Origin of the sequence: Photorhabdus sp. S10-54, assembly GCF_963878145.1 — a bacterium.
Classification (GTDB): Bacteria; Pseudomonadota; Gammaproteobacteria; order Enterobacterales; family Enterobacteriaceae; genus Photorhabdus; species Photorhabdus kayaii.
Window position 1 is genome coordinate 193,123 of the sequence record NZ_CAWNXG010000003.1, and the last position, 11,531, is coordinate 204,653.

An 11,531-nucleotide genomic window follows, 5' to 3' on the forward strand; every position below is an offset into this window, starting at 1 on the left:
AAAGTTGTTTAAAAAATACCGAATAATATTTTTATAATTATATTAGTATAGTCAAATTGACTGATTGAAATGTGAAAATTTGATATTTTTAGTGAATTTTGTATCTTAAATTTAGTATTCAATTGGATTGTGAATATTTTTCATGCTTGGTGTTTTGAATAGATACTATAAGATTGTTTTTTATTAATAATATTATGAAAATACCTAAAATAAGATATGTAATAATGGAATGGTTGGGTTTTTATATAATTTTTAAAATTAATCATTAGGGAAGTATTTATCTCAAAAGAAATAGCTTGTGAAAATTATTTCTTGTGGATCTTAATTTAATGTTTTTTTAAAGGTTAAGTGACTATTTGACTATTTGACTATAAATTTTTATAGAAAAAGGATAAATAACAATGAATGGCTAGTTAATGGTTAAGGATTTGTTGGCTGCACTCTCTCACCCTGATCACATCGTTCGCTATGCTTCCGGGGATTCGCTCCCTTGCCGTCGCGATGATCTTGAAATCCATAGGGTATATCATGATAAATAAAAAATTATTTATAACCACGAAATTTTTGCTGATTTATGAATACACCGTTGCGGTTTTTGATGATATTCCGCAACGGTGTTGCTTAAATTTTCAGAACGTAGCCTGTCTGAAAACATGGTTAATTATCGTTACATTATTACCGGATTAGTGAGAAAAATCGGTACTGATAATATGAATATCAAAACGATTGCCACCTACATTAACTATTCTGAGATTTTTAGGGAAATTAGCTTTCTCATCAATAGTAACAACACCATTTGCATCACGATAGAAATAGAATGATCCGTTATTGATATATACTCCAGTACTGGTATTTCTTATTGCAATGGCAGTGACTAACTCGGTCTCAAATGGCAATATACCAACCAGTGCATAATCATCATCAGTTGTTGTTTCAACTGGGCCCACGCAATGTGTATTCGTGAACATTGAGAATTTAATACCTGAACAAGTATCATCAATAAGTCTTAATGCAACCAAGCAGGTATCTTTTGATGCCACTTTAAACTTAGATAATCCTCTAATTTCTCTATCAATATCTGGATGATCATATTCCCATTCACGATAGCGTTGACCTGGTTCCCAATCGCTCTGATGACGCCATGCATAAACTTTTGATAGCGTTCCAATTCTTACTGAACGGAATCTATCGTTAAGATCATAAGGCAATGGAATAATGATGTCGTTTTCTGGATAATGGTGCGCTTCACCCAGAAAGTATTTTCTATCGAAAAAAGTTGCACCTGTAACTAGCTTATTAGTCATATTTCTCTATTCCTTAAACTTTATTTTAAAAAAACGTCATCTTTCTTGTTGAAAGAGATATGAGAATACAATGAGTGTGGGTTTTTGTATTTAATAAAATATAATGAATAGGCATATTAAATTGTTGTCAATACAACATTAATATAATTGACATGTCATTTTATACCGATATATGAAATAAAGGTTCTGAAATTAAAAATAATTGAAAATTCCTATCAAGAAACACCTTTATTTGGGTAGGGAATTATCCCCTAATGTAATTGATAATTTTTTGTATATGGCTCAATAGTGAATAATTAGATATTCATGGTATTTGATAATTATACCTCTCTGTTTAATGTTTATATAATGTAGCAATAATAATGACTTTATCTAATGATATAAACTTATTGGGGCGGGATAGTTACTATTTTAAATGAATATGTTTAAAATATTATCTTAAATAGCCTATTTTTATAGGCTATTTGGCAAATATGATTTTTCGCGATGGTATTTATTCTACCCGACGAAAACTCACCAATTCAGGTTGTGCAATTCGATGGTAATCTTGGGTGTTAAGAATCACTGAGCGTTCAAGGCTACCGGCATTAAAAGCCAGTTCATCAAAACGTTCAAATAATAAAGGGTCTGCAACCAGTTTCAGATCTGGATGAAAACTAAAAGGTGGAATAGCACCAAATACACATTGAGTCAGTTCAAAAACTTCTTTAGGACTTGCCAGTGAGGCGCGGTTGCCACCGATCTGTTTTGCCAGTGAAGAGAGGTCTGCTTGTTGATCCGCAGGCAGTACAGCGAGTACATATTGGCGGAATCCTTCCCCTTTAACATGGCAAACTAACCCTTTTGCCCCTTGTCCAAGTTGTGTACCACGGATTTTTGCAACTTCTTCAGAATGTCCGGCGGTTGAATGTTCTATCACCCGATAGCTGGCATGATGATTATCCAGTAATGTGGTCAGGCGGTTAAATATTTCGTTAGAGGACAAAATAAACTCCTAAGTAATAACTTTGTGAATTGATATATACCCTATGGATTTCAAGATGCATCGCGACGGCAAGGGAGCGAATCCCCGGGAGCATAGCAAACTATGTGACCGGGGTGAGTGAGTGTAGCCAACAAACAGGCAACTTGAAAGATGACGGGTATATTAATCTTCTCGATTATTGTATTTATTATATTGCCAATGGCATATATTACCAAGATGGAAAATTATCAAATATCTATTTTAATAAGCATTATCTAACTCTACCGAGATATATTTATATTTTTTGAATTGTGTGGTTTAAATAGAGCTATTATTTATGTTTGTTGTAAGATAATGATTTTTAGTTCCATTAGGTGATTTTTCAAATTTTACTTTTTATATATTTTCATTCTAGAACTATTTTAATATAAGGAATTATCAATGATGACTACAACTTTTTTTATGACATCGGTAAATATGTTTGGTGCCGGTTGTTTGGTTGAAGCGGTAAATGCGATGAAAGGTGATGGTTACAAGCGAGCATTGATTGTGACGGATCATGTTTTAAATGAAATTGGAGTAGTGGCAAAAGTTCAATCTCTATTATCTGATGTTGATATTGAGAGTACGGTTTATGATGGTACCAATCCGAATCCGACGACAGTTAACGTTGAGGAAGGTTTGGATATTCTGCGTCAGCATAATAGCGATTGCGTTATTTCTTTAGGGGGTGGTTCGCCACATGATTGTGCAAAAGCTATTGTGTTGGTCGCTGCTAATGGGGGAGATATCCGGGATTATGTAGGTATTGGTCGTTCATCTAAACCGCATTTGCCATTAATCTCAGTTAATACTACTGCGGGTACTGCGTCAGAAATGTCACGTTTTTGTGTCATTACCGATACTGAGAGCCATATTAAAATGGCCATTGCTGATAAGAAAATAACACCTGTTTTGTCTGTGAACGATCCAGAATTAATGGTTGGAATGCCGAAAGGGTTAACCGCCGCAACTGGAATGGATGCAATGACTCATGCGGTTGAAGCTTATGTTTCTGTCGGGGCTAATCCAATAACGGATGCTTGTGCACTGAAAGCAATCTCGATGATTAGTCACTCTTTACGCCAGGCAGTCGCAGATGGGAGCAATATAGAAGCACGTGAAAACATGGCCTATGCACAATTCTTGGCGGGGATGGCGTTTAATAGTGCATTACTGGGGTATGTTCACGCCATGTCTCACCAATTGGGTGGTACTTATGATTTACCACACGGTGTATGTAATGCTGTTTTATTACCACACGTTCAAGAGTTCAACGCTAAAGCAGTTTCGGGTCGTTTGAAAGATATTGCCGCTGCGATGGGGGTAGATGTAAGCGCTATGAATGATCAGCAAGGGGCTGAGGCATGTATTGCTGAAATTCGTAAATTGTTAAAAGATATTGGTATTCCGTCGGGTTTAGCGGAATTGAATGTCAAACTGGAAGATTTACCCATGTTGGCAACTAATGCCTTGAAAGATATATGTTGTTTGACTAATCCCACTCAAGCTACCCATGAAGAAATTGTTTCGATCTTTAAAGCGGCCATGTGATTTGTCAGCTTTCATTTCATTCGTGTAGATACCTATGCCCAATTGGGCGGGGAGCAGTCAATAAAAGGCGACGTAGATGTATACGTCGTCTGATAGTCATTTTTCGTGCACAATGTTTATATTGTCAGGCGACCTCGTAGCACGTTACGGGTTTCAATGGACGATTGACTAAATAGATCCCCGATACTTAAAGTGACCCAAAAAAGTACCATCCGGTTACCGGATTGATCTGAATAAGTCATTAATTATTCTTCGTTCACATTAACGATGCGATCTTGTTTAGGATAAGCAATGGGAGATTTTTCAGCGAAATATTTCATTACAGCATCAACATCTGGCACGCTATATACGGGATCAATACCCTCGTTAAACACAGAGAAGTTATTTCTCCCTGTTGCCAGAAATTCATTAGCAACCACACGGTATTTTCCATTTAATTCAATGGGCTTACCGTTGATTTTCATTGAGCGAGTAATAACACGATCATCTACCGGTTTGGCGCTATCCCAGTGATATTCAAAACCATTAGAAACCGCCAAAATTTGCGAACGTGGACGATCCCATTGTTGTTCCAGCAGACGTTTAATTTGTTCACCCGTTAGTGTCTTGGTTAATAATACATTAGAGAATGGCTGAACAGCGTATATACCCAAGAAACTTCAAGATGCAGTTTTTAGCACCTGAAAATGGTCGTTAATTCTAGACATCAGCGAGTCCGCTATATCAGGTAGCGTTGTGGTGAAAAATTTGAATACTTTGTCTCGAAATTCATGTTTATCAGCGAAATAACGGTTATTTCGAACATGTTCATTCATGACCTTCCATAATCGCTCTATCGGGTTTAAATTTGGGCTGTATGGCGGAAGGTAATGTCACTCAATATTGTTAACATAAGCCCACTCCTTCACAAGATGAGCTTTGTTATAACCCGCCCCATCCACAATAAGATGAATTTTTTGATGATAGTCAGGATAGGACTTTCTTATTTCATTGAAAAAACAGCAAACGTTGTAGTCATTGAGGGTTTGATATTCCTGGAACACCGTACGACCAATGGCATTCAGGTTGAGTGCGCCCAATAGATTCAGGCGAGTTCGGCTTCCCGTTGTTTTGACTGTTTTTTTCTCGCCTTTTCGCATCCAGCCATAACCGAGTTTAGTGCCTTGAGTCGGGTGAACCGCGTCAAGAAAGAGGATGGGTTCGTCTTTCGCTGTAACTTTAAGAGCTTCATAATATTCAATAAATTGTCGCTGTTTTTCTGCGTCGAATTTATGAGGGATGCCACAAGGTTTTTTATAAGAAAAACCCTGACGGTGTAGCCATTTATTCATGCCGGGAATGCTAAAGGTCATATTCCAGAGCTGAGCAACATAGGTCACGATTTCATGGGTGTGATGGAAAAGATGTTGAGATAAGTGATTGATTAAAAAATCAGTTTGCTGTCGAGAAAGCAAACTATCAGACCCCCCATTATCAGATTTAAGTTTACCTTGATTAAGGTAATCACTGATGTGGCGGTCAACCGTGGTCTGATGGAGTCGCAATGCCTGGGCTATCATTACAGAACTCCACCCTTCAGAAGCCAGAAGGATAGCTTTTATTCTGTCTCGTACCTGACCATCACGAGTGGTGTCGTGAAGACGTTCAAGTTTGATTTTTTGTTCTGATGTAATAAATATTTTCATAGCGAGGATAATGATCTCCATTTCGGATAAAATCAAGCATCTTCAATGATTACGGGTATATACCACTTTTGATGTTATCCCAGTGCCATTTTATACTAATATAGTACAAATATGTTTTCCAAATAGAATGGGTTTTTATTGGTTGAAAATTTTTATATTGGAGCAAGTATTTAGTTCAATTTTTTATTCAGAGTTAAGATTAAGTGACTAGAATTAAATTTAAAAAATATACTCTATGTTATTATGATTTCCTCCAATAAAAAAACCTCTACGTGAGAAATAGTCAACAAATGAAATAAATTATTTTAGGTTAAGTATAATCCCCCCTTTTAATGGTAGAATAGAGAATTTGATATTTTCATTCAATATGAAATATAACTTTGATGACAAAAGGTAAGTCAATGAATAAAACACAAGATAATGAGCTCCCTTGGTGGCATGAAAATGCTGGCTTCTTTGGAGATATATATAAAGAAGCAGATGATTCATATGAAACCTTTTTCGAAGGAAATAATGAACTGACATCACGAACAGAAAAAGAAGCTCAAGGTGTGATTAACCTGTGTTCTCTTAATATAGGTGCGAGTTTAATAGACTGTCCAAGTAGTTATGGACGACACAGTGTTGCAATTGCAAAGAAAGGAATCAATGTTACTGGCATTGATATCAATAGCCGATTCTTATCTCTGTCTCGAGAGCATGCTGAGAAAAATAATATTAACGTCAATTTCTTACATAGTGATATGAGAAAACTTCCTACCATTGGCCCGGTAGATGCGATTATTAATATGTTTTACTCGTTTGGTTTCTTTTCAAATGAAGAAAACAGCGAAGTGGTTAAAGAATTTTGCAGAATATTACGGCCAGGTGGAAAATTCTTGATGCACACTATGGTTACGATACCCGCTTTTGGCGATGGGAGAATACCATTAGAAGAAAGACGCACTTTACGATCTGGTAGTACTTTGGTGTCACGACGCAGGTTAAATCCTATTACACGACGTGAAGAGGGATTATGGAGTTTATTAGATAAAGATAGCAAAGAAAGATCCTTAACTCCATACGATGTCAGAATTTATACAACTGAAGAATTTGCTGATATATGCTACAACGCAGGTTTTTCAGAAGTTGTATTTTATGGTGATTGGGATGGAAGTCGATACGAGGAGAAATCCCTTTATTTAATTGCTGTTGCCACTAAATAAAAATATCTAATTATTGAGGCGGAAAATGAAGACTATAGATGTCCAACGAGAGGTGAAATCAGATATTTCTCAAATTCCACAATTACCGTCTCTTACTGGGCTGCGTTTTTTCGCAGCCATATTAGTCTTTCTTTATCATTCGTCGGCTGAACATATCTTCAGTAACCGACAAGTGTCAGAAAATTTTTTATGGCTGTTCAGCAATGCAGGTTTTGTTGGTGTTTCGTTCTTCTTTTGTTTGAGTGGTTTTGTATTGGGTTGGTCCTCGAAACCACGTGATTCTTTGATAAATTTTTGGATAAGACGAGTAATGAAAATATATCCAAATCACTTGGTGACTTTATTATTGGCTTTGCTATTAATAATGTGGTCAGGTCCTTTGCTGCCAGGAGGAGAAACAACTTCTGGATTAATACCTAATATCTTACTTGTCCATACTTGGTTTCCTGATCCTTATGTTTTTATCAGCTTGAATGGTGTCAGTTGGTCATTATCTTGTGAAATGTTATTTTATTTGACTTTCCCTTTTTGGTACAAATTAATAAAGAAACTACAAAATAATAATCTATGGTGGGTGGCCATATTTGTTATTTTGTTGATTATGGCTATTCCATTGATCGCCAATCTATTACCAAAAACTCAACTATTACCTTGGAGAAATGCACCAATATATTCTTATTGGTTTACATATCTCTTCCCTCTAACCAGGATGCTAGAGTTCATATTAGGAATACTTCTTTCTCAATTAGTTAAAAATGGTGATTGGGTATGGCACGAAAAAACTTACACTATTATATTATTCTTGATAGGATATTCTGTTTCTTTATATATGCCAGAACTATATCGATATGCCGCTACCACAATTGTACCTATTGCGATATTGATTGCTTCGTTTGCTGTTGCCGATCTACGAGGCAAGAATACACTATTAAAGTGTAAGATAATGATCCTTCTGGGAGAAATGTCTTTTGCTTTTTATCTAGTACATCGACTTGTTCTGATGTATGGTCATAAATTCTTGGGGGAAAAGAGAAGCTTTGATACAGTTGAATCTATACTGTTACTGTTAATTGCAGCATTGATTTCTCTTATCCTTGCTTCATTATTATATTATTTTATAGAAAAGCCAGCTATGAAGAAGGTAAGGTCAGATCGGAAAGAACGCACTTCATCCATTATAGCAGCTGAATGATAATTAATTAGGTTTATGGAGAGTAACTATGATTAAAAATAGCAAAATTATCAAATTACCCCATTCTGTCGTCCATTACTATACTAAAGGGGAGGGGACCGGGATTCTCTTTTTGCATGGCACCAATAGTGACGGCGAGAGCAGCTTTGGTCATATAGTGAGTGAATTCAGCGAGGAAAGAACCGTTATCATCCCTGACTATGCAGGATGTGGCAAATCCACTCTCCCGCAGGGAGAAATAACCGTTGAAAGATTAGCAGAGCAAGTTGCAGAGATAATCAAAGACAGTTCAAAAGCCCCTGTTGATATAGTAGGTACCTCAATAGGCGCGGTCGTTGCGGCCGTTGTTGCTGCCCGATATCCTGAGTTGGTAAGGAAGCTGGTATTAACAGCACCGTGGGCAACCAGTCAAGATCCTCGGCATCAATTTATCTTTCAGACTTGGTTAAAACTAGAAATGAATAGCCCTGATAATGCTATGGCATTTAGCCTTTCACATGTATTGAGCCCTGAATTTCTTATGTCTTTGGGAGATGAAAAAATAAAACAAATTTGTAATAAACCCTCAGCAAAAGATATTGATAAAAGAATTAAGCTTGGATTAGATATAGATATCTGCGATTTGTTATCCCATATAGATAAACCTACATTAGTCATAGGTTTGACATTTGATACTCTCATTCCTCTTTATCAAGTCGAGAGGGTTCATCAGAGTATAAAGGGTAGCAAATATGCTGAAATTATGAGTGGTCACGCCGTACAGATAGAAAACCCGAAAGATTGGGTAGCTTGTGTAAAAAATTTTCTATAAAAAACTAAAATATAATACCTATTGGCGATTCTCATGAAAGATTCAATTCGTAATATAGCTATTATAGGCGGCGGCATAACAGGCGTCGCCGCCTATATTTCATTAATTTGCTACAATATTGCTGAAAATATTTACATAATAGCCCCAACTTCAATTGGTGAAAGTGAGGCATTTGACTCAGCAGAACCAGATATGATTTGTAATACATCAGCAGGAAGTATTAGCGTAGTACCAGAGAATTTACATGACTTTACTTCATTCTTAAATGATAGAGGTATGCAGATAGAACCCAAAGATTTTGTTCCCCGAAGGTTAGTTTCTGAATATGTCAAAACTAGGTTTAAAGAATATTCAAAGAATGCAGAAGCTAACGGCGTCAAAACAATATACATACGGCGACATGCAACCAGAATTGAATTGATATCCAATGAGAGGAAATATTGTATCTATTCTGCGGGTGAAAATATCATAACCGCAGATGCCGTTATTGTATGTACCGGTTACTCACGCAGTATCATTCCAGAATTTGCAAAAGAATTTGCTAACCATCAAGGAATTTTTACTTCTCCGTATCCTGTTAAAAATATTACTACCCTAGTGTCACCGGAATCCCAGGTTTTAATTATAGGTACAAAACTTAGCGCAATAGAAACAGCTATTACGCTAGCTGAAGAAAATCATCGGGTGACGATGGCTTCTCCTTCTGGAGAACTACCTGCTGTAAGAACTCATACTCTTCCTGCTGAAGCTGAACTAATTGATATTGATGAAGTAGCTAAGCTTGATTTTAAAAGTAATAAATTACCCCAGAGTATTACAAAGGTTGTCATAAAAGCCATTTCAAAATTAACTGACTTGCCTCTATCTTTACAGATTTCAAAAAAAAGCAATCCAATTGAAAGGCTAGAAGAGGAGGTTCAGTTAGCAAGAAAAGGCAATATCTATTGGCAAGATATTATGGTTGAACTTATTGATATTATCAATGAGTTGATGGCTGGAAAAGATAGTATCACGCAACAAAAAGCTCTGCATTCATGTAATAATATTATCTCACGGTATATGGGAGCATGTTCTCTTGAAAATGCCAAAAAGTTATTAGAAGCATTAAAGGCAGAGAAAATTCATTTGCATCAGGGGGTACCTGTAATTGTCAACTTAAACGATAATGCACAGTGGGAAGTCGAATGGGGAAATGAAAAATGTCAATACGAAACCATTATTTTTGCAACTGGTAGAGAATATCCGAAATACTCTCTTTCAAATAGTAGCTTAGATTTAAATACTGTAACTTTAGAGCCTATGGCAGAACCTTATTTAGATAAAAATTTTAGGGTATATCATTCAAGAAAACAGGTTTTTGAAAATATCTGGTTGTTAGGAATAAGCTCTCATAGCAGTATCCCGTTAGTCAATGCAATCTATCCAGCCATTCAACAGGCAAAAAGTTTAGGTAAGTGGTTAAAGGATAATATAAAAAATTAATAATAAACATGAGACAACACGGTATTCAATTTTGGCTTTGATATTAGTTAGCGTTATTTCTCAGTCAGAGTATATTTAGCATAGATTAACTTATTTTAAAAAATATATTTATCTCTATGTTGTTTACCTATTGAAGACACTATTTTTAGAAAAAAGATAATGTTAAGCAATTCAGAAGATAACTTTTTCATGTAATTATAAAATAGAGTGGAACATGCATCATTTATTCCAAAATGAAAACCCATTTATGCCGTTACCTAATATAATCGAAAGCATAAGTATAGAGCTGGATAAAATAAACCGTTATCTAGAATTGTTTCCCGAGTCACTCAGAAACAACTTATCACTTAAGCTTGGAGTGCCTTCTGACATGATCATGATTGGTGCCGGGGCTGCTGGCATTGCATTAACATCATTACAAACACTATCCAAAGCTAATTTCAACATTACCTATTCGTGGAGAAACTTTGAAGCTTACCCTTTAATATCTAACATAGTGGGAGCGTATACTTCTACAATTCCACTTCGACAAGACGGAACCCAAGATCTTGACGCTCTAATAAATAAAGCAAAGCAGACTGATGTTATCATATTATGCAATCCACATAATCCTACAGGAGAGTTTATTCAATCCGACATTTTATATTCCTTTATAACTAGGATCCCTAAGAGAACTTTCATCATATTAGATGAAGCCTATATAGAATATGTAACTGACTTCCCTCTACCTGTTTCGGTACGTTGGATAGAAAAATTTCCTAATCTCATTGTTATCCGTTCTTTTTCAAAAGCCTATGGATTAGCTGGCATGAGAATTGGTTATGGTATTGCCCACCCTGATATTGCTTATAGAGTAAACAGTTTACAATTACCCTTTTCAGTTAATTCTTTATCAAATGCTGCGGCTTTAGCATCATTGGAAGCAACAGAAGAACTAATGTATAGAGTTAGATATATAGCATCTGAACGCCGGAGAATATTCAGTTATCTTCGTAACCAAGGTTGGAATGTACTACACAGTCAAACAAATTTCCTATGGATTCATGAGCCTAAGAAAACAGCTTTACTTGAAAAACTTTTAAGGAATGAAAATATTATAGCTAAAGTGTACCCTGATGAAGGCGTTAGAATCACTTTAGCAAGACCCGCCGTAAACCCTCGCCCAGTGCGAGGGTGTCGCAAAAGGCGCGTGTTATCCGTTAAGATCTGCGTACTTCTTTTAAGCGCAGATCTTTTATGACCTTATTCATTCGAAAACGGGAACCTTCTATTCATACTGGACGTCAGTTTGTCAC

The 11,531-nt window shown here is 36.1% G+C and carries 10 protein-coding genes and 1 pseudogene; 6 read left to right on the forward strand and 5 right to left on the reverse strand.

The window, feature by feature from the left end:
- Positions 1-683: 683 nt before the first annotated feature.
- Both AACQ83_RS03160 and AACQ83_RS03165 read right to left on the reverse strand, forming a co-directional pair.
- Positions 684-1,304: a beta/gamma crystallin domain-containing protein gene (locus AACQ83_RS03160; RefSeq protein ID WP_112876111.1), complete on the reverse strand. Its 621-nt coding sequence runs from the start codon at positions 1,302-1,304 to the stop codon at positions 684-686.
- A 493-nt stretch (positions 1,305-1,797) separates the two neighbouring features.
- Complete coding sequence (locus tag AACQ83_RS03165; protein ID WP_112876110.1) at positions 1,798-2,289, reverse strand: YbaK/prolyl-tRNA synthetase associated domain-containing protein; 492 nt, start codon at positions 2,287-2,289, stop codon at positions 1,798-1,800.
- Between the two features lie 420 nt (positions 2,290-2,709).
- Here AACQ83_RS03165 and yiaY point away from each other — a divergent pair, with 420 nt between their 5' ends.
- Positions 2,710-3,861: an L-threonine dehydrogenase gene (gene yiaY / locus AACQ83_RS03170; protein ID WP_112876109.1), complete on the forward strand. Its 1,152-nt coding sequence runs from the start codon at positions 2,710-2,712 to the stop codon at positions 3,859-3,861.
- Between the two features lie 116 nt (positions 3,862-3,977).
- Here the strand turns inward: yiaY and AACQ83_RS03175 are convergent, their stop codons facing one another.
- The 3 genes and pseudogenes from AACQ83_RS03175 to AACQ83_RS03185 form a co-directional block, all read right to left on the reverse strand.
- Positions 3,978-4,103, reverse strand: coding sequence for a hypothetical protein (locus AACQ83_RS03175; RefSeq protein WP_255566831.1), 126 nt, complete (start codon positions 4,101-4,103; stop codon positions 3,978-3,980).
- Positions 4,104-4,106: 3 nt separating this feature from the next.
- Entirely contained in the window at positions 4,107-4,514 is a 408-nt protein-coding gene (locus AACQ83_RS03180) for a 5'-nucleotidase C-terminal domain-containing protein (RefSeq protein ID WP_112876108.1), read from the reverse strand.
- A 6-nt stretch (positions 4,515-4,520) separates the two neighbouring features.
- Positions 4,521-5,546 (reverse strand): annotated as a pseudogene (locus tag AACQ83_RS03185) (IS630 family transposase).
- A 401-nt stretch (positions 5,547-5,947) separates the two neighbouring features.
- On the opposite strand from AACQ83_RS03185, the gene AACQ83_RS03190 reads away from it, so the two are divergent.
- The 5 genes from AACQ83_RS03190 to AACQ83_RS03210 all read left to right on the forward strand — a co-directional run bounded on the left by AACQ83_RS03190 (position 5,948) and on the right by AACQ83_RS03210 (position 11,476).
- Entirely contained in the window at positions 5,948-6,751 is an 804-nt protein-coding gene (locus tag AACQ83_RS03190; protein ID WP_158537746.1) for a class I SAM-dependent methyltransferase, read from the forward strand.
- A 25-nt stretch (positions 6,752-6,776) separates the two neighbouring features.
- Positions 6,777-7,943: an acyltransferase family protein gene (locus tag AACQ83_RS03195; protein ID WP_112876106.1), complete on the forward strand. Its 1,167-nt coding sequence runs from the start codon at positions 6,777-6,779 to the stop codon at positions 7,941-7,943.
- A gap of 28 nt (positions 7,944-7,971) precedes the next feature.
- Entirely contained in the window at positions 7,972-8,754 is a 783-nt protein-coding gene (locus AACQ83_RS03200; protein ID WP_112876105.1) for an alpha/beta fold hydrolase, read from the forward strand.
- A gap of 33 nt (positions 8,755-8,787) precedes the next feature.
- Positions 8,788-10,236, forward strand: coding sequence for an FAD/NAD(P)-binding protein (locus AACQ83_RS03205; protein ID WP_112876104.1), 1,449 nt, complete (start codon positions 8,788-8,790; stop codon positions 10,234-10,236).
- Positions 10,237-10,450: 214 nt separating this feature from the next.
- The gene (locus tag AACQ83_RS03210) at positions 10,451-11,476 is read left to right on the forward strand and encodes an aminotransferase class I/II-fold pyridoxal phosphate-dependent enzyme (RefSeq protein WP_112876103.1); all 1,026 of its coding nucleotides are present in this window, start codon (positions 10,451-10,453) and stop codon (positions 11,474-11,476) included.
- The last annotated feature ends 55 nt before the right edge of the window (positions 11,477-11,531 follow it).